Annotated in this window: 16 protein-coding genes; 13 read left to right on the top strand and 3 right to left on the bottom strand. The window is 71.9% G+C overall.

The annotated features are described in order from the left end of the window. Positions 1-166: 166 nt before the first annotated feature. The 6 genes from HUT18_RS19290 to HUT18_RS19265 are packed head-to-tail and all read left to right on the top strand — an operon-like array spanning position 167 to position 6,289. Entirely contained in the window at positions 167-2,407 is a 2,241-nt protein-coding gene (locus HUT18_RS19290) for an MMPL family transporter (protein ID WP_176101861.1), read from the top strand. Further along, positions 2,407-3,489 (top strand): 1,2-phenylacetyl-CoA epoxidase subunit PaaA, encoded by a 1,083-nt coding sequence (paaA, locus tag HUT18_RS19285; RefSeq protein WP_176101860.1) that lies wholly within the window; start codon positions 2,407-2,409, stop codon positions 3,487-3,489. The genes HUT18_RS19290 and paaA overlap by 1 nt, the downstream gene beginning before the upstream one ends. Then, positions 3,486-3,791 (top strand): 1,2-phenylacetyl-CoA epoxidase subunit PaaB, encoded by a 306-nt coding sequence (gene paaB / locus HUT18_RS19280; protein WP_176101859.1) that lies wholly within the window; start codon positions 3,486-3,488, stop codon positions 3,789-3,791. Before paaA ends, paaB begins: the two co-directional genes overlap by 4 nt. Next, entirely contained in the window at positions 3,781-4,626 is an 846-nt protein-coding gene (gene paaC / locus HUT18_RS19275; protein ID WP_176101858.1) for a 1,2-phenylacetyl-CoA epoxidase subunit PaaC, read from the top strand. The genes paaB and paaC overlap by 11 nt, the downstream gene beginning before the upstream one ends. Before the next feature lie 8 nt (positions 4,627-4,634). Further along, the gene (paaD, locus tag HUT18_RS19270) at positions 4,635-5,126 is read left to right on the top strand and encodes a 1,2-phenylacetyl-CoA epoxidase subunit PaaD (protein ID WP_176104646.1); all 492 of its coding nucleotides are present in this window, start codon (positions 4,635-4,637) and stop codon (positions 5,124-5,126) included. Further along, on the top strand, positions 5,123-6,289 hold the full coding sequence (locus HUT18_RS19265) for a 2Fe-2S iron-sulfur cluster-binding protein (protein ID WP_176101857.1): 1,167 nt from the start codon (positions 5,123-5,125) through the stop codon (positions 6,287-6,289). Before paaD ends, HUT18_RS19265 begins: the two co-directional genes overlap by 4 nt. 191 nt (positions 6,290-6,480) lie before the next feature. Here the strand turns inward: HUT18_RS19265 and HUT18_RS19260 are convergent, their stop codons facing one another. After that, positions 6,481-8,763: a (Fe-S)-binding protein gene (locus tag HUT18_RS19260; protein ID WP_176101856.1), complete on the bottom strand. Its 2,283-nt coding sequence runs from the start codon at positions 8,761-8,763 to the stop codon at positions 6,481-6,483. 385 nt (positions 8,764-9,148) lie between these two features. Here HUT18_RS19260 and HUT18_RS19255 point away from each other — a divergent pair, with 385 nt between their 5' ends. The 3 genes from HUT18_RS19255 (at position 9,149) to HUT18_RS19245 (ending at position 14,504) form a co-directional block, all read left to right on the top strand. Next, positions 9,149-11,344 carry a molybdopterin oxidoreductase family protein gene (locus HUT18_RS19255; protein WP_176101855.1) on the top strand — a complete coding sequence of 732 codons (2,196 nt, stop codon included), beginning with the start codon at positions 9,149-9,151 and terminating at the stop codon, positions 11,342-11,344. A 110-nt stretch (positions 11,345-11,454) separates the two neighbouring features. Next, complete coding sequence (locus HUT18_RS19250; RefSeq protein ID WP_176101854.1) at positions 11,455-13,212, top strand: FAD-dependent oxidoreductase; 1,758 nt, start codon at positions 11,455-11,457, stop codon at positions 13,210-13,212. Further along, entirely contained in the window at positions 13,209-14,504 is a 1,296-nt protein-coding gene (locus HUT18_RS19245; protein WP_176101853.1) for an NAD(P)/FAD-dependent oxidoreductase, read from the top strand. Before HUT18_RS19250 ends, HUT18_RS19245 begins: the two co-directional genes overlap by 4 nt. Before the next feature lie 109 nt (positions 14,505-14,613). Here the strand turns inward: HUT18_RS19245 and HUT18_RS19240 are convergent, their stop codons facing one another. After that, entirely contained in the window at positions 14,614-16,206 is a 1,593-nt protein-coding gene (locus HUT18_RS19240) for a cytochrome P450 (RefSeq protein ID WP_254878701.1), read from the bottom strand. 115 nt (positions 16,207-16,321) lie between these two features. Here HUT18_RS19240 and HUT18_RS19235 point away from each other — a divergent pair, with 115 nt between their 5' ends. The 3 genes from HUT18_RS19235 (at position 16,322) to HUT18_RS19225 (ending at position 19,839) form a co-directional block, all read left to right on the top strand. Next, a complete protein-coding gene (locus tag HUT18_RS19235) occupies positions 16,322-16,930 on the top strand; it encodes a TetR/AcrR family transcriptional regulator (protein ID WP_176101852.1) in 609 nt (202 codons plus the stop codon). A gap of 82 nt (positions 16,931-17,012) precedes the next feature. Further along, positions 17,013-18,608: a hypothetical protein gene (locus tag HUT18_RS19230; RefSeq protein ID WP_254878700.1), complete on the top strand. Its 1,596-nt coding sequence runs from the start codon at positions 17,013-17,015 to the stop codon at positions 18,606-18,608. A gap of 181 nt (positions 18,609-18,789) precedes the next feature. After that, complete coding sequence (locus tag HUT18_RS19225; RefSeq protein WP_217710504.1) at positions 18,790-19,839, top strand: Gfo/Idh/MocA family protein; 1,050 nt, start codon at positions 18,790-18,792, stop codon at positions 19,837-19,839. A gap of 80 nt (positions 19,840-19,919) precedes the next feature. Here the strand turns inward: HUT18_RS19225 and HUT18_RS19220 are convergent, their stop codons facing one another. Continuing rightward, positions 19,920-21,188: a GNAT family N-acetyltransferase gene (locus HUT18_RS19220; RefSeq protein WP_176101851.1), complete on the bottom strand. Its 1,269-nt coding sequence runs from the start codon at positions 21,186-21,188 to the stop codon at positions 19,920-19,922. A 94-nt stretch (positions 21,189-21,282) separates the two neighbouring features. On the opposite strand from HUT18_RS19220, the gene HUT18_RS19215 reads away from it, so the two are divergent. Further along, positions 21,283-21,630, top strand: coding sequence for a hypothetical protein (locus tag HUT18_RS19215; protein WP_176101850.1), 348 nt, complete (start codon positions 21,283-21,285; stop codon positions 21,628-21,630). Positions 21,631-21,760 lie beyond the last annotated feature (130 nt).

Raw genomic sequence — 21,760 nt, 5'->3', positions numbered from 1 at the left:
GCAATCCCTCGCCTCCGAAAAAGACGGTGTGGCCTAGCCCATAGCCCGGCCAGGGATAGCGAGCGCGTGCCGCTCCCTCATCTCACCTGGGGGGTTGCACGTCCCCGAAGGCCCGAAGCCGCGCCTCACCCCCACCCCCCGAGTTCCGTACGAAAGGCAATTTGGCGTGTTCGCAAGGCTGTTGAACCTGCTGGAGAAGGGGCCCAGGCGTCTGCTCTGGACGGTCGGACTTCTCGCGCTCGTCGCCCTGGCGGGCGGCGGCTCCCAGATGACGTCCATGACCATGGGCGTGGACGACTACGACGACGCCGAGTCCACCGCCGTCCGGGTCCTGGACGACGTGGAGAAGGCGACCGGCGCCAACCTCGAACAGGGCTATGTGGTCCTCGTCGAGCTGGACGAACCGGTCGATCCCGCCTCCGGCGAGCGGCCCGAAGTGCTGCGGCGCGCCGTCGAGTTGATCGAGAAGCGGCCCGAGGTCGCCGACGTCGTGGACTACGTCTCGGCGAAGAACCCGGCGATGGTCCGCAAGGACGGCAAGAGCACCTACTTCGTCGCCACCGTCAGCGGATTCGCGCCGGGTGACGCCGTCACCAAGGCGGTCACCAAGACCCAGGACGCCCTGGACGCCGACAAGCAGCTGCGCGAACACGTCACCCTCGGCGGCCCGACCACCTCGAACGTCGAGGCCAGCGCGATCTCCAGCGAGGACCTCGGCAAGGCGGAGGCGCTCGCCTTCCCGGTCCTGCTGATCCTGCTGCTGTTCATCTTCCGCGGCCTGATCGCGGCACTGATCCCGCTCGGCGGCGCACTCGTCTCCATCGCCGTGGCGCTCGGTGTGCTCGGCGCGGTGATGACCGTCGTCGACCTCTCGGTCTTCGCGCTCAACCTGGTGATGGCGCTCGGCATCGGCCTGTCCATCGACTTCAGCCTGCTGATCATCTCCCGCTTCCGCGAGGAGCTGCGCGCGGGTCACTCCACCCACGAGGCCATCGCCCGCACCCTGCGCACCGCGGGCCGTACCGTCCTGTTCAGCGGCCTGACCGTCGCCACGGCGCTCGCCTCGCTGCTCGTCTTCCCGCAGCGCTTCCTGTACACGATGGGCGTCGCCGGTATCGCGACCTCGCTCGGCGCGCTGCTCTTCGCGCTGCTCGGGCTTCCGGCCCTGCTCGCCGTGCTCGGCGAGCGCGTCAACAAGTGGGCGCCCAAGAGCTGGCAGCGCGCCCAGGAGCCGCGCACGGGCAGCGAGTCCGGCGGCCGCTGGTACCGCTTCTCGCACGGCGTGATGCGCCGCCCCGTCAGCGCCGCCCTCGCCGCAAGTGCCGTACTGCTCGTCCTCGCGCTGCCCGCCTTCGGCATCAAGTTCACCGGCATCGACGCCGCTTCGATGCCCGAGGACTCCGACGCGGGCCGCGTCTACACCACGCTGGAGAAGGAGTTCCCCGGCTCGCTCCAGTCGCCGGTACACCTCATCTCGAAGGCCCCCAAGCACGCGGGCACCGAACTCGCCGCCTACAGCAAGGAGTTGGGCAAGGTCGACGGCGTCGCCGACGTCACGCCGCCGCGCCCGATCGGCGACGGCATGTGGGAAACCCAGGTCGCCCTGAAGGACGCCCCGCTCTCGACGGCCGCCCAGGACACCCTGGACGCGATCGAGAAGGTGGCCGCCCCGTATCCGACGGTGCCCACCGGCAACACCGCGCTGTACGACGCGATGATGACCAGCCTCGGCGACCGGCTGCCGCTCGCCCTCGGCCTGATGTCGCTGACCACGCTGTTCATCCTGTTCGCGATGACCGGCTCGGTGGTGCTCCCGCTGAAGGCCGTAATCACCAACCTGCTGACCCTCGCCGCCACCCTCGGCCTGCTGATCTTCGTGTTCCAGGACGGCCACTTCGCGGGCGCCCTCGACTTCACCAGCCAGGGCGCGCTCCAGCCGACGATGCTCATCATCCTGCTCGCGGTGGCCCTGGCCATGTCGACCGACTACACGGTATTCCTGCTCTCCCGCATCAAGGAGGGCGTCGACAACGGCCTGCCGGACCGCGAGGCCATCGCCACCGGCCTGGAGAAGGTCGGCCGCACCGTCACCCTCGCCGCGGTGCTGTTCTGCATCCCGCTCGGCGCGCTGATGCTGTCCCGGCTGATCTTCATCAAGCAGCTCGGCCTCGGCACGGCCGCCTCGGTCGTCATCGACGCCACGCTCGTCCGCGCACTGCTCGTGCCGTCCCTCATGGCGCTGTTCGGCCAGGCCAACTGGTGGGCGCCCGGCCCGCTGCGCCGCTTCCACCAGCGCTTCCTGAGCGGCCTTCAGGAGCGCGACGAGCCACCGACCTCCCAGGCAACACCGGCCGCACCCGCGGCCGTCGACAGTCAAGAGTCCGTGACCACCGCAGGGAAGGCCTGATGATGACCGCCGACGCCGCGCTCGACGAGCGCCTTGAGGAGCGGTTCGAGGAACTGCTCCGCAACGACGAACGGGTGGAGCCGCACGACTGGATGCCGGACGGCTACCGGCGCATGCTCGTACGGCAGATCGCCCAGCACGCCCACTCCGAGATCATCGGAATGCAGCCGGAGGGCGCCTGGATCGCCCGCGCCCCCTCGCTGCGCCGCAAGGCCGTCCTGCTCGCCAAGGTGCAGGACGAGGCCGGACACGGGCTCTACCTCTACGCGGCGGCCCAGACCCTCGGCGTCAGCCGCGCCGAACTCCTCGACGCCCTGCACAACGGCCGCCAGCGCTACGCGGGCACCTTCAACCACCCCGCGCTGAGCTGGGCGGACACCGGGGCGATCGCCTGGCTGACGGACGGCGCCGCGGTGATCAACCAGGTCCCGCTGTGCCGGACCTCGTACGGCCCGTACGCCCGCGCCATGCTGCGCATCTGCCAGGAGGAGACCTTCCACGTACGGCAGGGCTTCGACCAGCTGCGCGCGCTGTGCCAGGGCACGCCCGAGCAGCGGGAGATGGCGCAGGACGCGGTCAACCGCTGGTGGCTGCCCGCCGTGGCGCTGATGTTCGGCCCGCCGGACACCCCCGGGAGCAAGGACCGCGCCGCCTCCTTCGGCGCCGCCCACACCAAGCGCGCCATCGCCTGGGGCATCAAGCGCCACCCCAACGACGAGCTGCGCCAGCGGTTCGTGGACATCTGCGTACCGCAGGCCGAGGAACTGGGCCTGAGCCTGCCCGACCCGGCCCTGGCCTGGAACGCCGAGACCGGGCACTACGACTTCACCCCGGTGAGCTGGGACCAGTACCGCGAGGTGCTCGGCGACGACACCCAGTGCGCCCGCCAGCGCCTGGCCCACCGGCGCGCCGCGCACGAGGACGGCGCCTGGGTACGCGAGGCGGCCGTCGCGGCGGCGCGGCGGGAGGCCGAGCAGCAGGAACAGGCCGAACAGCCGGAACAGGCAGCACAGGCAGCGCAAGCAGCACAGACACCGGCGGCCGGACCGGCCGCCGAACAGAACAGGGGGAATCCGGCATGAGCACACCCGTGACCACCGCGGTCGAGACGCCGTGGGAGGTCTTCGTCAGAACCCGCCGCGGCCTGGGGCACCAGCACGTCGGCTCGGTACTGGGCGCCGACGCGGACCTGGCCATGGCCAACGCCCGTGACCTGTACACCCGGCGCGGCGAACCGTCCTCGATCTGGGTGGTGCGCTCCGCGGACATCCGGGCCACCTCGCCGGACGAGAAGGAGCCGCTGTTCAGCAACGGCACCGGCAAGCCGTACCGGCTCTCCGAGCAGTACGCGGCTCCGGCGGGCGGCGGTGACCATGGCCACTGAGGCAACGGCGGCCGGGGACACGGCAGTTGTGGACGCGCCGGTCGCGGACGTGGCGGTCGAAGGCATCCCGCACGACACCGCCGCCCTGGAGCGCGACACCGCCCGCTACGCGCTCGCGCTCGGCGACGACGCCCTGATCCTGTGCCAGCGGCTCTCCGGCTGGGTGACCCGGGCGCCCTCCATCGAGGAGGACCTGGCGCTGTCCAACATCGCCCTGGACCTGCTCGGCCACGCCCGCACCCTGCTCTCGTACTCCGCCGAGCTGACCGGCGGCGGCGACGAGGACTCCCTCGCGTTCACCCGCACCGAGCGGCAGTTCCGCAACGTGCTGCTCGCGGAGATCCCCAACGGCGACTACGCGGTCACCATCGCGCGTCAGCTCTGCCTCGCCCACCACACCCGGCTGCTCTACACCGCGCTCGCGGGCTCCGCGGACCCTGTGCTCGCCGCGTTCGTCACCAAGGCCGTCCAGGAGTCCGCCTACCACTGCACGCACGCCGAGCAGTGGGCGGTCCGCCTCGGCACCGGTACCGAGGAGAGCCACCGCCGGATGCAGGCGGGCCTGGACCGGGTCTGGCCGTACATCGCCGAGCTGTTCGCGGCCGACGAGGTCACCGCGCGGCTCGTCGCGGCGGGTGTCGCCGTCGACCCGGCGAGCCTGCGCGCGGACTGGGACGCGGCCGTCGGCGCCGTCCTGACCCGCGCCGGGCTGACCCTGCCCAAGCCCAACTGGCATTCCCAGGGCGGCCGGCAGGGCCTGCACACCGAGGGCTTCGGACCGCTGATCGCCGAACTCCAGGCGGTGCACCGGCAGTATCCCGGAGGCACCTGGTGACGGCGGCCATGCGCGAGCGGCTGGCTCCCGAGGAGGTACGGGAGCGGGTCGGTGCGGTTCCGGACCCGGAGCTGCCGCTGATCACCCTGGCGGAACTCGGGGTGGTACGGGAGGTGGCCGAGGCGCCGGACGGCATCGTCGAGGTCGTCGTCACCCCCACGTACACCGGCTGCCCCGCCATGGACATCATCGTGGCGGACATCAAGGCCGAACTCGCCCGCTGCGGGCACCCCGACGGGCGCGTGCGGACCGTTCTCGCACCCGCCTGGACCACCGACTGGATCACCGACGAGGGGCGGCGCAAGCTCGCCGAGAACGGCATCTCACCACCGGGCAGCCGGACCGCGCCGCTGGAAGTACGGCTCGGCACCGGCGCGGTGTGTCCGCACTGCGGCTCGACGGCCACCCGGCCGCAGAGCCCCTTCGGGGTGACGCGCTGCCAGTCCGTGCTGGTGTGCGTCGCCTGCCGGGAGACCTTCGGCCACATGAAGGCGATATGACACCAGTAGACGGAGCAGTCCGTACCCCCAGCACACCGAGCCGCGACCGGAACCTGCCGACCCCGGCCGCGCCCGCGCCCGGCTTCCACTCGCTGCCGGTGCACCAGGTGGACCGGCTCACCGAAACCGCCGTGGCCGTCACCCTCGGGCTCCCCGACGGGCTGGCCGCCACCTTCACCCACCGCCCCGGCCAGCACATCGCCGTACGCCACCACCTGGGCGCGGACGGCACGGGCGAGGAGATCCGGCGCAGCTACTCGATCTGCCAGCCGCCCGGCTCCGCGGCGGTGGGGACCCTGCGCATCGTCGTCAAGCAGCTCGGCCCGGGCGGCTTCGGCGAGCACGCCGTGACGCGGCTGACCCGGGGCGACCGCCTCGAAGTCGGCCCGCCGAAGGGCAGTTTCACGCTCGTCGACCGGCCCGGCGCGCACCACGTCCTGATCGGCGGCGGCAGCGGCATCACGCCCCTGCTGAGCATGGCGGCGGCCGCCCTGCGCGACGACCCGTCGTGCAAGGTCTCGCTCGTCTACGCCAACCGCACGGCACGCTCGACCCTCCTCGCCGAGGAGATCGCGGACCTCAAGGACCGCCACACCGGCCGGTTCTTCGTCCTGCACGTGCTGTCCCGGGAGGAGCGCGAGTCGGAGCTCCTCTCCGGCCGCGTCGACGCCGTGAAGCTGCCGCGTCTGCTGGCCGGACTCGGCGCCCTGCCCGAGGACCCTCGTACGCACTTCTACCTCTGCGGCCCCTGGGGCCTGGTGGAATCCGCGGACGAGGTGCTGCGGGAGCTCGGCGCCCCCGCGTCCCGCGTCCGCCGCGAGCTGTTCTCGACGGACCCCGACGCACAGGACCGCGCACCCCGCGGCGCCGAGACCGAGGGCGGCGGCGCACGGGTCACCGCCCGGCTCAACGGCCGCAGCACCGAGGCCGAGATGACCCCCCAGGACGCCTCGCTCCTCGCGGCGGTACTGCGTCACCGGCCGGAGACCCCGTACTCCTGCCGCGACGGCCTGTGCGGCTCGTGCCGGGCGCGGGTGACCGACGGCAAGGTCGTACTCGACCGTCGCTACGCCCTGACCCAGGAGGAACAGGACGCCGGGTACACGCTCCCGTGCCAGGCCCGCCCCGCCTCGGACCACGTACGGCTGGACTTCGACGCGTAGGACGTGCGGGAACGGGGCGCTGCTTGTGGGCGGCGCCCCGTTTTCGTGTCCGTTTCCGTTTCCGAGTCCGGTTCCGTTGCCGCTTCGGTACGCCGGGAAAGACCACAGCCAAAGACCAAAGACCAAAGCCAGGGCCGGAACCGCGAGTTGCGGTTCCGGCCCTGGCTCTTCGCTTGTACGGCGTTACGGCCCTACTTCACCGGCTCGGGCTCCGGGACTTCCTCGGACTCCGCCTCACCGGCGGGCTCGCCCGGCGTCTTGACCGAGTCGAGGAGGAGTTGGGCGACGTCGACGACGGTGATGCTCTCCTTGGCGACGCCGTCGTTCTTCTTGCCGTTGACGGAGTCGGTGAGCATGACCAGGCAGAACGGGCAGGCGGTGGAGACGATGTCCGGGTTGAGGGACAGTGCCTCGTCCACGCGCTCGTTGTTGATGCGCTTGCCGATCCGCTCTTCCATCCACATCCGCGCACCACCCGCGCCGCAGCAGAAGCCGCGTTCCTTGTGACGGTGCATCTCCTCGTTCCTGAGGCCCGGAACCTTGGCGATGATCTCGCGGGGCGGCGTGTAGATCTTGTTGTGACGGCCCAGGTAGCACGGGTCGTGGTAGGTGATGATCCCCTCGACCGGCGTCACCGGGATCAACTTGCCCTCGTCCACGAGGTGTTGCAGCAGCTGGGTGTGGTGGATGACCTCGTAGTCACCGCCGAGCTGCGGGTACTCGTTGCCCAGGGTGTTGAGGCAGTGCGGGCACGTCGCGACGATCTTCTTCGCGGACTTCGGCTTCTTGGACTCGGCGGTCACCTTGCCGTCGTCGTCGGTCTCCTCGCCGAAGGCCATGTTCAGCGCGGCGACGTTCTCCATCGCCAACTCCTGGAACAAGGGTTCGTTGCCGAGACGGCGCGGGGAGTCACCCGTGCACTTCTCATCCCCGCCCATGATGGCGAACTTGACCCCGGCGATGTGCAGGAGCTCGGCGAAGGCCTTGGTGGTCTTCTTCGCCCGGTCCTCCAGAGCGCCCGCGCAGCCCACCCAGTACAGGTAGTCGACCTCGGACAGGTCCTCGATGTCCTTACCGACCACCGGGACCTCGAAGTCGACCTCCTTGGTCCACTCCAGACGCTGCTTCTTCGCCAACCCCCACGGGTTGCCCTTCTTCTCCAGGTTCTTCAGCATCGTCCCCGCCTCAGACGGGAAGCTGGACTCGATCATCACCTGGTAACGCCGCATATCGACGATGTGGTCCACATGCTCAATGTCGACCGGGCACTGCTCCACACACGCGCCACAGGTGGTGCAGGACCACAGCACGTCCGGGTCGATCACGCCGTTCTCCTCGGCGGTACCGATCAACGGCCGCTCCGCCTCCGCGAGAGCCGCGGCCGGGACACCGGCGAGCTGCTCCTCGCTGCCCTTCTCCTCACCCTCGACGGTCTTGCCGCCACCGGCCAGCAGATACGGCGCCTTGGCATGCGAGTTGTCCCGCAGCGACATGATCAGCAGCTTCGGCGACAGCGGCTTGCCCGTGTTCCACGCCGGGCACTGCGACTGACAACGCCCGCACTCCGTACACGTGGAAAAGTCCAGCAGACCCTTCCACGAGAACTGCTCCACCTGCGAAACACCGTAGACCTCGTCCTCACCCGGGTCCTCGAAATTGATCGGCTTACCACCCGAGGACATCGGCTGCAGCGCACCCAGGGCGGTACGGCCCGAGGACTCGCGCTTGAACCAGATGTTGGGGAAGCCGAGCATCCGGTGCCAGGCGATGCTCATGTCGAGGTTCAGGCTGACCGTGATCATCCAGATGAACGAGGCGCCCAGCTTCAGCATGGCGAAGAAGTAGACGAGGGTCTCGACGTCGGCGGTGGCCATGCCCTCGAAGAGGAGGGTCAGACCGTAGGAGACGTAGTTCTCCGGGCCGTAGTCCGCGTGGTGCAGTACGCCTTCGAGGCCGCGCAGCGTCATCACCGAGAGACCGATGAGGAAGATGACGATGTCGACGAAGTAGGCGTGCGCCCGGTTCGAGCCCGCGAAGCGGGACTTGCGGCCCGGCTTCGTCGGCAGGCTGAGCTGCCGGATCACGAACATCGTGATGATGCCGAGGGTGGTGCCGGTACCGATGAACTCGATGTACATCTCGTACGGCAGCCAGCCGCCGATGATCGGCAGCACCCAGTCCGGCTCGAAGAGCTGGCCGTAGGCGTTGAGGATCGTCAGCACCAGGGTGTAGAAGCCCAGCGCCACGAACCAGTGCGCGAAGCCCACCAGGCCCCACTGCGCCATCCGCGTGTGGCCCAGGAACTCCTTGACCAGCGTCACGCTGCGCTGCCAGGGGTTGTCCAGGCGGTTCGCGTTCTCCGGCAGCGGCGCACCCAGGCTGAAGAAGCGGAAGAAGTGCCAGAAGGCGCGCACGAACAATGCAATGCCGACCGCGCTGAGTGACAGCGAAACGACGATCGCGGCGAGTTGCATGGGGGCTCCTCGAACCGTCCCGGTGGGGCTGATGGACGTAGGTTTGGTGTGCTGCGGTTGGTGTGGTGACCGGCCTGCCACCGGTCCGACCGGCGGAAACCTGCTGCTACTAAGCGGTAACTTAGACAGCTCATCAGAGCGTACCCCTTCGCACAACGGCGGGGCACCCGCGTTCGCGGTGATCTGCGTCGCTGACGCGGCACCGCCGGGTCCGCGCCCCCGCCCGGCATTCCCCCGCAAACCCCTCCACAGCATCCGACCAATCGGACAAGTGGCACCTTCGCGAGGGAGGGGGGTGGTGATCCACCTCGCAGCCAGGTACGGGCGGATCGTGGGAAGCTTCCCACGCCGAGGGGAACGGCACGACGGCCACGGGGGGACTGTCATGTTCGAGGGCGCGCGTACCGGCGTAGCCACGCATTGCCCGTATTGCGCATTGCAGTGCGGAATACGACTGACCACCGGACCGGAGGGCGTACGGGTCGAGCCCGACGCCGAGTTCCCGGTCAACCGGGGCGGACTGTGCCAGAAGGGGTGGACCGCACCCGCCGTCCTGGACACCCCCGACCGGCTCCGTACGCCGCTGGTGCGCGGCGCCGACGGCAACCTGGTCCCGGCGGACTGGGACACCGCGCTGGACACCGTCGTCGCGGGCCTGAACCGGGTCCGCGAGCGGCACGGCGCGGATGCCGCGGCCGTGTTCGGCGGCGGCGGGCTCACCAACGAGAAGGCGTATCTGCTCGGCAAGTTCGCCCGGCTCGCGCTCGGCACCAGCCAGATCGACTACAACGGCCGGTTCTGCATGTCCTCGGCGGCGGCCGCGGGGCTCGCGGCGTTCGGGGTCGACCGGGGGCTGCCGTTCCCGGTGACCGACCTCGGCGAGGCGGAGGTGGTGCTGCTCGCGGGCGCCAACCCGGCCGAGACCATGCCGCCGCTGATGCGGCACCTCGACCGCGCCGACCTGATCGTGATCGACCCGCGCCGCACCCGTACCGCCGCCCGCGCCGCCCTGCACCTCCAGCCCGCGCCCGGCACCGACCTCGCGCTCGCCCTCGGACTGCTGCACCTCGCGGTCACCGAGGGCGTCGTCGACAAGGAGTACGTGGCGGAGCGCACCGAGGGCTTCGACGCGACCTGGGGACGGGTCGCCGCCTGGTGGCCCGAGCGAACGGAGCGGGTCACCGGGGTGCCGGTGGCCGAACTCCGGGAAGCGGTACGGCTGTTGGGCAACGCCCGGCGTGCGTACATCCTCACCGGGCGCGGCGCCGAACAGCACAGCAAGGGCACCGACACGGTCTCCGCGTTCATCAACCTGGCGCTGGCGCTCGGCCTGCCCGGGCGCGAGGGCAGCGGCTACGGCTGCCTGACCGGCCAGGGCAACGGGCAGGGCGGCCGCGAGATGGGCCAGAAGGCCGACCAGCTCCCGGGCTACCGGCTGCTCGTCGACCCGGCGGCCCGCGCACACGTGGCCGACGTCTGGGGCGTCCTTCCGCAGGACCTGCCCGGCCCCGGCCGCAGCGCGTTCGAGCTCCTGGACGCGCTGGGCACCGACGGCGGCCCGCGCGCCCTGCTGGTCTTCGGCTCCAACCCGGTCGTCTCGGCCCCCGACGCCGACCGCGTCGCGGCCCGCCTCGCCGCCCTCGACCTCCTCGTCGTCGCCGACTTCGTGCCCTCCGAGACGGCCCGTATGGCGGACGTCGTCCTCCCGGTCGCCCAGTGGGCCGAGGAGGAGGGGACCATGACCAGCCTGGAGGGCCGCGTCCTGCGCAGGCGCCGACTCCTGCCGCCCCCCACGGAGGTACGGGACGAACTGACCGTCCTCAGCGAACTCGCCGTACGCCTCGGCCAGCCCGCCGACCGCTTTCCCACCGACGCTCGGGCGGTCTTCGAGGAGCTGCGTCGCGCCACGGCGGGGGGTCCGGCGGACTACTCCGGGATCAGTCATGAGCGGCTGGATACCGGGGTGGCGGTGCATTGGCCTTGTCCTGCCGAGGAGGGCGGGGACGGAGGCCGGGGCGGGGTGGGTGCAGCTACAGCTACAGCTACAACGGCAACTACGGGCAGTAGCACGCGTGTTGAGCCGGGCCACGTGGCTTCGGCACCCGCTGCCCCGTACGCCGAGGGAACCCCCCGCCTGTTCCTCGACCGTTTCGCGCGGCCGTCGGGGCGGGCGCTCTTCGCCGCCGTCGAGCACCGGGACGCGGCCGAACTGCCCAGCGAGCGCTATCCGTTGTACGCGACGACCGGGCGGGTGCTCGCGCAGTACCAGTCGGGTGCGCAGACGCGCCGGGTGCCCGAGCTGATGGCCGCCGCTCCCGAGGCGTTCGTCGAGATGCATCCCGACACGGCCGAGCGGGCCGGGGTCGCCGACGGCGTACTGGCGCGGATCAGTTCGGCGCGCGGGAGCACTGTCGCGAGGGTGCGCACAGACGGCACGTTGCGTACGGACACCGTCTTCCTGCCGTTCCATTTTCCGGGCGAGGGACGTGCCAACCTGCTGACTCATGCAGCGCTGGACCCACGCAGCAGAATGCCGGAGTTCAAAGTGTGCGCGGTGAACGTCACGGCGGTCCCCGCATGAGCCGGACGGACCAAACGAGCCGGATGGACCGAACCAACCGGACGGACCGAACTGGCCGGGCAGGCGTAAGCCCGACAGGCGTGAGCCCGACAAACGTGAGCCCGACAAACGTGAGCCGGACAGTCGTCGTCGGTGACGGTTCCGCCGCCCATCACCTCGCCGAGCGGCTGCACCACCACGGGCACCCGGGCCCGGTGACCCTCCTGAGCACGGGCGCCGGCGGCCCCGCCTGCCACGTCGCCTTATTGCCCTCGGTACTCGACGGCACGCTGCCGCCCGAGGCCGCGGCCCTGCCCGCGCTCCCGGCGGACGTCGTACGCGGAACCGGGGTCGTCACCGGCATCGACCGCGAGCGGCGCCTGGTACACACCGGCGACGGGCAGGCGTACGCGTACGACCGGCTCGTACTCGCGACCGGTGCGGCCGCCCACATACCCGACGTCCTCGGCGTACGGACGGCGGACGGTGCCCTGACCGAAGGCGCGATCACGCTCGACCGTCCCGCCGACTGGGCGCGGGCCGCCGCGCGCAGCGGGCCGGTCGCCGTCATCGGCGGCTCGGCACGCGGCGTCGAGTCGGCCCTTGCGCTGCGCCGTGCCGGACGCGAGGTCACCCTCGTCCACGAGGCGGCCCATCCGCTCGACGGCGCGCTGGACACGGTCGCGGGCGGGCTGCTCGCGGCCCGGCTCGAACGCGAAGGCATCGAACTGCTCCCCGGCCGCCGGGCCGTGTCCTGGTCCCACGGCAAACTCGTCCTGGACGACTGCTCCGCCGTCGCCGCCGAATCCCTCCTCCTGTGCACCGGCACCGTCCCGCGCACCGCCCTCGCCCGGACGGCCGGACTCCCGGTCCGCACCGGCGTTCTCGTCGACGAGGGGCTGCGTACGGCGGATCCCTTCGTGTACGCGGTGGGGGGTTGCGCCGAGCTTCGGGCCGATGATCAGGGCGAGGCTCGGGCCGGAGATCAGAGCGAGGCTCGGGCCGGAGATCAGAGGGAGGCCCGGGCCGATGAACGGGCCGATGTCGGTGGGCAGTTGGCGGGTGTAGGGCGACCGGGGCTCGCTGCCGGCCGAGCCACCACCAGCCCTGCCGGTACCGGCGACGACGCGGCGGCGCTGCGGCAGGCCGAGGTGCTCGCGAAGTGGTTCGCGCACGGTCCTGGTCCCGCCAACCCCGGCCCCGCCAACCCTGGTTTCCCTGGTCCCTCCAATCGTGGTCCCGCCACCCCCGCTCGCCCCGACTCGGCTTCTTCCGGCCCGAGTTCGACCTCTCACGTGACGTACCTCCCGGGCACCCGCCCCCTCCTCAGGCTCAGCGCTCCCGGGCTGGATGTGCTCAGCTTCGGCACGCTCGCGGGGGCCGCACCGCTGGTGACGCTCTCGGACCCGGACGGGGAGCGGCACGGGGCGCTGGCCCTGCGCGACGGACGGCTCGCGGGGGCGGTGCTGTACGGGCTGCCGCGTGGGGCCGCCGCCGTCGCGCATCTGCACGACTCGGGTGCGCCGGTGCCCGCCGACCACCTCGCGCTGCTGCTCGGCGTACCCGCGCTGAGCGGGGCGGGCGGGGAACTGCCGGACGACGCGCTGGTCTGCCACTGCAACAACGTGACCCGCGCGGCACTGCGCGGCGCCTGGCGGGACGGCGCCCGGGACTTCCCCGCACTGACCGCGCGCACCCGCGCCACCACCGGCTGCGGGAGCTGCGCCGACGATGTACGGCGGCTGTGCGCGGACCTGGCCGCCGCACCTCCACCGGGATCCGTCTCCACCTCCGGGCCGTCGTCACAAGATTCCGCACAAGATTCCGCCTCCGGGCCGTCGTCGCCGGAGCCCGCCTCCCGGCCGCCGCTGACAGAGGACGCCGCATGACCAGCGCCACCGCCGCCCACGCGCCTTGCGCAGACTCCCTCAACTCGCCTTCCGCCAGCGCCGCTTCCGACCCGATCCCCGCCCGCCCCCGCACCGGCACCCTCTTGGTCGTAGGCGCCGGTATGGCCGCCCACCGGCTGGTGACCGAACTGCGGGAGCAAGACCCCGAGGGCCGTTGGCAGGTCACCGTCCTCGGTGCGGAGCCGCACGCGCCCTACGACCGGATCGCCCTGTCCTCCTGCGCCGAGGGGCGCAGCCCCGCCGCCCTCGCACTGTCCGCCCTTGACGGGCCGCACACCGAGCTGCGCACCGGCACCACGGTGACCGGCATCGACCGGGCGGCGCGTACGGTCACCTGCGCGGACGGCGCCCGGCTCGGCTACGACGCGCTCGTACTCGCCACCGGTGCACGGCCGTTCGTCCCGCCGGTCCCCGGCCGTGAGCTGCCCGGCTGCCTGACCTACCGCACCCTCGACGACATCGCCGCCCTGCGCACTGCCGCGGCCGGCGTGGAGACCGGAGTGGTCGTCGGCGGCGGGCTGCTCGGCCTGGAGGCGGCGAACGCGCTGCGCCATCTCGGCGTACGGCCGCACGTGGTCGAGACCGCGCCGCATCTGATGCCCGCCCAGACCGACGCGGAGGGCGGTGCGCTGCTCGGCCGTCTCGTGACGCGGCTGGGCGTGGACGTGCACTGCGGTACGGCGGTGTCACAGGTCGAGCCCGGACCCGACGGACGGGTACACCGCGTCGAACTCTCCGACGGCACCCAACTGCCCGCGCGTCTGGTGGTGTTCGCGGCCGGAGTCCGCCCCCGGGACGAACTCGCCGAGAGCGCGGGCCTGGCCCGGGCCGAGCGCGGCGGCATCCTCACCGACCAACGCTGCCGTACGGAGGACCCGCACATCTGGGCCATCGGCGACTGCGCGGCGGTGGACGGACGGGCGTACGGCCTGGTGGCGCCCGCGAACCGGATGGCGGAGGCGGTCGCCCGCCAACTGCTCGGCGACGAGGGCGCGTTGTTCACGGGGGGCGCGACGGCCACCGAGCTGAAGCTGCTCGGTGTGGACGTGGCCTCCCTCGGCGACGTCCGCGCCACCACCCCGGGCGCCCTGCGGCTCACCCACGCCGACGCCGCGGCGGGCACCTACGCCAAGCTCGTCCTCGGCCCCGACGGACGCACCCTGCTCGGCGGCGTCCTGGTCGGCGACACCGCCGGGTACTCCACCCTGCGCGCACTTCTGGGCCGAGAACTCACCACTCCGGCGGGGAAGTTGCTCACCTCGGCCGCGTAACACCCAAGGCATACGGATGAGTTGACCGCTTTAGTCACGTAACTCCCAAGCCACACAGCCAAACTGGCTCACTGCGGCTGCTTACCCTCGGCTGCCGACCCGCGTCCCCTCACCTCCGCACCGGCCGCAACCGCAACCCCTCCGGCATGAGGGTCAGCCGCTCCGTGACGCGGAGGCGGTAGGCGGGGTCGGGGTGGAGGTCGTAGCGGCGCAGGAGCATGCCGAGTACCAACGTGGCCTCGTGCAGGGCGAATTGGCGGCCGATGCAGGCGCGGGCGCCGGTGCCGAAGGGCTTGAAGACGTGCGGCGGGCGGGAGCGGACCGCCTGCGGGGCGAAGCGGTCGGGGTCGAAGGTCTCCGGGTCCGGGCCCCAGGCGACGGGGTCGCGGTGCACCAGCATGGTGAGGACGAGCGCCCACGCGCCCCGCCGCATCGGGTGCACGCCGCCGAGCACGGTGTCCTCGCGCGCCTCCCGGGCGAAGCCGGGCGCGGTGGGCCACAGTCGCATGGACTCGTCCAGGACCCGGCGCAAGTACCGCAGTTTGGCGACCTGTTCGTAGCCGGGCTCCGGAACGTCGCCCCAGACGCGGTCGATCTCCGCACGGGCCCGGGCCAGGATCCCGGGATTCCGGGACAGGTAGTGCAGGGCGAAGGAGAGCGCGCCGGAGGTGGTCTCGTGCCCGGCGATCAGGAAGGTGATCACCTGGCGCCGGATGTTCTCCTGCGACAGCCGCTCGCCGGTGACCGGGTGCGCGACCTCCAGCATCCGGTCGAGCAGGTCGCCCTGTCCGGCGGCGCCGCGGGCGCGGGCCGCCACCACCTCGTCGACGGTGCTGTTGAGCAGGGCGATGTCGGCCGCGCCACGGCGCTCGGCGCGGCGCATGACCATGGGGGCGAGGGCGCGCGGTACGACGTTGCGGCGCTGGGCGTGGGCGAGGGTGCCGACCATCGCGGAGACGAAGGGGTGCGGACGGTCCCGGTCGAAGGAGCCGAAGTCGTGCCCGAATCCGGTGCGGGCGATGGTCTCCAGGGTCAGTTTCGTCATGTCGCCGGGCACGTCCGCGTACGCGCCCGCGCGGGCCCGCTCGTCCCAGTGCTCCATGAGCCTGCGCGTAACGTCCAGCATCAGCGGGTGGTAGCCGCCCATCGCCTCGCGGCTGAACCCAGGTGCCAGGATCTCGTGCGCCAGTTGCCAGTTGGGCTCGTGGTTGTACGCCGTGAACAGCCCGTCGCCGCCCACCGGCCGCAGGTTCGCGACCCCGAGCCCGACGTGCTTGGCGAACCGCGACTCGTCCGCGATGTCCGCCGCCAGCTCCGCCCCCGCCACGAAGACGAACTCCTTGCCGAAGGCCTTGCGCCGGTAGATCGGCCCGAGCGCCCGCCCCAGGCGCACCGAGTCCTGCACCGGCGTCCGCAGATTGGCGCCGAGCAGATCACCGGCGAACGGCAGTCGGCGCGGCGGGTGCGGGATGCGGTCGAGTTCCGGCCACCCCAGGGCGGCGTTCCGGAAGCCCTTGGGGTGCGGCGCGGGGGCGGCCGCGTGACCCGTCCCGTGATCCGCCCCGTCATCCGCCACGGGGCGGGTCACGGGGCACGTCGCGGAGTCGGGCGCGGGCCCGGAGGCTTCCGCCACCCCGCCTGCCCCTGCCTGTGCACTCGCCCCCGCGCCCGGACCCGGCTCCGACTTCGTCGTCCGCACCATCGCCCGCTCCTCCGCCCACCACATGCCCGTCAGGCTTGTTGTACGTGGATTCAATAACTGGCACACCAGTCTGGGCGCACTATTGAACTCACGTCAAGTAAGTAAGCTGACAACCATGACCTCGAATCCCGGGCAGCGCACCCGACGCCGTCTGAGTACGGAGGAACGCAGGGAGCAGTTGCTGTCCGTCGGCGCGACGCTCTTCGCGCAGAGTCCGTACGACGACGTCTGGATCGAGCGGGTCGCCGAGATCGCGGGCGTCTCGCGCGGGCTGCTGTACCACTACTTCCCGAACAAACGGGACTTCTTCGCCGCCGTCGTCCGCCACGAGAGCGCGCGCATGCTGCGCCAGACGGCCGCGATCCCGGGCATCCCGGTCCGCGAGCAACTCGACACCGGCATCGACCGGTTCCTCGCCTACGTGGAGAGCCACGCCGAGGGCTTCCGCGCCTTCCACCGCGCCGAGGCCACGGGCGACCCCCTGGTACGCGAGGTCTACCGCAGCGCGATGGCCGCGCACGAACGGCAGATCGTCGACGCCCTCGGCGCCGACCCGACCCTGACGCCCCTCACCGAGGACCCGCACGCCCTGCGCCTGGCCGTCCACGGCTGGCTGGCCTTCATGGTCGCCGTCTGCCTCGACTGGGTCGACGACCCCCGGCTCTCCCGTGACCAGGTACGGAGCCTGTGCTCACGGGCACTCCTTGGGGCGATCACGCCGTAGACCCGGCGGGAGCAGCGGCGGTACGCCCCCCGACTGCCCCGGCCACGTGGCGGCCACCGCGCGACCGGTGCAGCGTGAGCCCATGACGCGGACCTCACCGGTGGAGTACCTGGTGCGCGGACCCGTACCCCTGGACGTACGCCGTGCCGGGCCCCGCGCCCCGTGGTGGTTCGCGGCCGTCGCCGCCGCCTTCACCCTGGTCCAGCTCGTGGTGGTACTGCCGGGCTCCGGCCTCGGCTGGGACGAGACGGTGTACATCAGCCAACTCGGCACCGGCGCCGAGCCCGCGTACTTCAGCGCACCCCGCTCCCGGGGCATCACCTTCCTGATCGCCCCCGTCACCGCACTGACCTCCTCCGTCCCCGCCCTCCGCGCCTACCTGGCCGTCCTCTCGGGCGCCGCCCTGTTCTGCGCGCTGATGGTCTGGCGCAGACTGCTGCCGCCCGCGGTGGTGACCCTCGCGGGCGCGCTCTTCGCGGGGCTGTGGGTCACCGTCTTCTACGGCCCGCAGGCGATGCCGAACCTGTGGGTGGCGCTGGGCGCGATGTGCGCGGTGGGGTGCTTTCTGCACGCGGCCGGGCCGGACGCGTGGGACAGGTTCGCCGGGGGCTCCGGGAACGCCAGCGCCAGCGACCACGGAAACCCCAGAACCTCGGGCACCCACTCCCCCACCGCCCCCCTCTTGGGCCTCGCCGCCGCCATGGCTTTCATCGCGCTGATGCGACCCTCGGACGCGCTGTGGCTCGGCCTGCCGCTGCTGCTCGCCGCCCTGTGCGTACGGAGGTGGCGGCGCCCGGCGCTGTTCGCGGCGCTCGTGGTGGGCACGGCGGCCGGGGGCGCGCAGTGGGTCGTCGAGGCGTACACGAGCTACGGCGGACTCGGCGCACGCCTGCACCGCGCCAGCGAGATCCAGGGCCACCTCGGCCCGCACCTCGCCTTCGACGACCAGGTACGCACCCTGAACGGCCGCACCCTCTGCCGCCCCTGCGGCGGCCCCTGGCGCCATCCGGTCACTGCGCTCTGGTGGTTCGCCCTGCCGGTACTCGTCGCCGTCGGCGCACTGGCCGCCGTACGCGACCGCTTCCCGGCCCGCATCCTCCTGCCGACACTCACCGGCCTGTCCCTCGCGGTGCCCTACCTCCTGCTCATCGGCTACGCGGCGCCACGCTTCCTGCTCCCCGCCTACGCCCTGCTCTCCCTCCCCGCCGCACTCGGCCTGACCTGGCTCGCCACCGCCCCGCGCCCAGGCTCCCGCCCTCTGGTCGCAGCCGTCCTCGCCCTGCTGCTCGTGGGCCATCTCGCCGTCCAGTACGCGGTGTTGAGCGGCGCCGCGAAGCGCCTGCGCGAGAGCCGGACCGCCTTCGGCGCGGCCGCCGCGACGCTGCACCGCCAGGGCGTACGCGCCCCCTGCGTGGTCAGCGGCCCGGAAGCGGTACGCCTCGCCCACCGCACCGGCTGCACCGCCCGCCAGACCACCGGCCACGACCGCAGCCTCACCGAGGCCCGCCTGGCGGCACTGGCCCGCCGGCGCCCGGTCGCCGTGGTGGTACGCGCCGGATCCCGCGTCCCGGCCTTCGCCCGCGACTGGCGGGTACGCCCACTGCCGCCACTGCCCGGACTGAGCGAACTCCGGGTGTACGTCTCGCCGTTGGCGTGGGCGCCGCACGTCAAGGGGTGAAAGGCGAGGAGCGGAGGCCTTAGCAACGGGCCTGAACAAGGCACCGCCACACTGTTCACTCATGTTGGATTCTGTGTAAATATGTTGCCCCTCGGTCGGGCTCAGACTCCCCCGGACCCCAAGGTCCGCCGAGGCGTCACCGCCACCGGCTTCACGAGATCGACGACGGCAAGGACCACACATGACGGACGCGCCCATACGGATCGGACTCGTCGGCTACGGCTTCGGCGGCAGGTACTTCCACGCGCCGCTGCTCGCCTCGGCCCCCGACTGTGACTTCCTCGGGGTGGTCACCACCTCTCCCGAGCGCCGCAAGCAGATCGCCGACGAGCTCAACCGGCCCACGTACGACTCCTTGACGGAACTGGCCCGGGCGGGAGCCGAGGCGGTCGCGATCTCCACCCCGGCGGCCACACACATTCCGCTGGCCCAGGAGGCGTTGCGGCTGGGCCTGGCGGTGGTCTGCGACAAGCCGTTCGCGCTCGACGCCGCTTCGGCGCGGGAGACGGTTGAACTGGCAAAACGGCTGAAGGTTCAGCTGACGGTCTATCAGAACCGGCGCTGGGACTCCGACTTCCTGACTCTGCGTCGACTCGTGGCCGACGGCGCGCTCGGCACTCTGACCCGCTTCGAGTCGCGTTTCGAGCGGTTCCAGCCCGAGCCCGGCCCGCCGGCCGCGGGCGGCGGCACCCTGCTCGACTTCGGCAGCCACCTGGTCGACCAGGCACTCGTCCTGTCCGGTCCGGTCGAGCGGGTGTACGCGGAGATGCGGAGCAGCGACGGCGGCACGGGGCTGGACGGGGACGTTCTCGACGAGGACGTTTTCGTCGCGCTGACCCACCGGAACGGCGCCCGGTCACACCTGTCCGGCAGCTGGCGGCAGGGCGCACCCGGCCCGCGCTTCCGCGCCACCGGGACTACCGGGACGTATGTGGTCGACGGCGTGGACGGCCAGGAAGACCTGCTGGTCGCGGGTGCCTCCCCGGCCTCGGAGGGCGAGCGCTGGGGCATCGAGCCCGAGCGGCGCTGGGGCCGGGTGCTGCGCGGCGACCACGCCGAGCCGGCACCGTCCGCCCGTGGCGAATGGGACCTCTTCTACCCGGCCTTCGCCGCCGCGGTCCGTGGCACCCGTCCGCTCCCCGTGGATCCCTGGGACGCCGTGACCACCGCGACCGTACTGGACGCCGCCCGCACCAGTGCCACCACCGGCGAGGTCGTACGTCTGCCCTGACCCCGCGTCCGCCCGCTCAGCGCGCCCCCCGGCTCAGCACGCTCCCAGCTCAGAACACATCCGGCTCAGAACGCATCGGCTCAGAACACATCCGGGCACCAAGCACGCCGCGCAGTACGGAACATGGCGTCCGCCCGTTCCACCACACCCTCGCGCCCCTCGGCCACGCGCCCCAGCAACCGCAGCCGGTCCGCCGACACCTCGCCGAGCCAGACCGAAGCCAAGTCGGCGATGTCCAAGGTGAGTTCGGCCTCGTCGGTGGTGCGTACGCAGCTCGCGGACGGGCCGTCCGTCTCCAGACGGTAGCGGCCCGCGCCGCCGAGCCCGCTGCGGTCGGTGACGTCGAGGACGAGGGTTCCGGCGGTGGCGTACGTACGGGAGCTCAGGGCGCGTTCGACGTCCAGGAGCCGTACCCACAGCCAGTCGGCGAGTACGCCGATCCTGGCGGCGCGCGGGTCGGGCAGGAGGTCGGGCAGCAGGTCGTCGGGGGCGCGGTAGTCGGTGCGGATGCGGGTGATCCAGTCGATCGAGCAGACGAAGTGCCACAGGGCGCGCTCGGCGTCGGGGTTGAGCGCGATCAGGTCGTCGATGGTGGCCCGCTCCATCGGCTGCTTGCCGTCGTGCCACGTACCGTCGGCCTGGTACGCCACCAGGCCCTCGACCTCGCCCGAGGGCGAGCGGTAGAGCGCGTAGAAGGGCTCCTTCCACGGCTCCTCCGGCATCGGGTGCTGGCCGGTCCACCGCTCCCACCAGCGGGCGGGGCGGTCGACCACGCCGTGCCTCAACGCCCGCAGCCGTTCGTGCAGTTCAGGCCCGTGCTTGCGTACCTCGGTCACGTCCACCAGGTCGATACGGCCGCCGCAGTCCGGCGCCGACCAGCGCGGGTCGAGCCCGGCGCGCGGCACCTCGACGTCCCAGCGTGCGACGGAGGCGCAGGGGCCGAAGCCGTAGCGCCCGTAGATCGGGTACTCGGCGGAGATCAGGGTGGCGACCACATCGCCCCGGTCGCGGGCGGCGCCGAGGTCGGCGGCCATCATCCGGCTGAGGATCCCGCGCCTGCGGTGCGTGGGCGAGACCCCGACATTGGTGACGGCGTCCGCGGGCACGTCCGCACCGCCGACCACCGTGAGCCGCTGCGAGAACGACCGGAAGTTCCCGACGATCCTGCCCCCGTCGAACGCCCCCTGCGTCCGCCCGAGATCGGCCCACTGCCGGAGCACCGCGACCCGCTCCGGGGACGGCGTCGCCGGAGCGGTCAGAAAGCCGGAGTTGACGGACCGCAGCCAGTCGGCGTACTCGTCCTCATGGACAGGGCGAATCTCCACGGGGGCAGCGTCATCACGGCTCATGCGGCCACGCTAAGCGGGGCCCCGCCTGCCTGTCGCACGAATTTCCGGCGGCCAACAGACACGCAGAACGTGACCGGGCACCCGAGAGGACATCATGAGCACGCAGAGCGACCACGGGCATGAGCTGATTCCACGCCCGGAGCAGACCCCCGAGGCACTGCGCGCCGCTCTGGCGGTGGTCGCGCCCGGGCGCCTAGAGGAAATGCGCGCCTCCAAGGACGACGCCTTCGCCAAGGCTGTCGAGTGGCAGTCGCTGAGCCCCGTTCGGGGCTGGATTCTCCGCTGGGCCAGAGACATCGAGATCGCCCGCCGCCCGGACCTGTCCGCCCGCTACACCCATGCCGAGCAACACCTGGAGCACGAGGATTCCGTCGTCGCACAGGAAGCGCTGCGCGAGCTGAGCGCCGTACTGGACGAGGCCATGCGTGCGGTGCGCACGTGAGTTGGAAGTAGAAGTGCGCGTTCGGCGCCGAGGAAAGAGCAGGTGCCGAAAACGACAACAAGGGCCCGTACCCCCGTGGTCTCCCACGAGTCGTACGGGCCCCTTCGATTGCTGGCACCGTCCGCAGAGG

Source organism: Streptomyces sp. NA04227 (assembly GCF_013364195.1).
Classification (GTDB): Bacteria; Actinomycetota; Actinomycetes; order Streptomycetales; family Streptomycetaceae; genus Streptomyces.
This window is presented reverse-complemented; position numbering and strand designations above follow the sequence as displayed.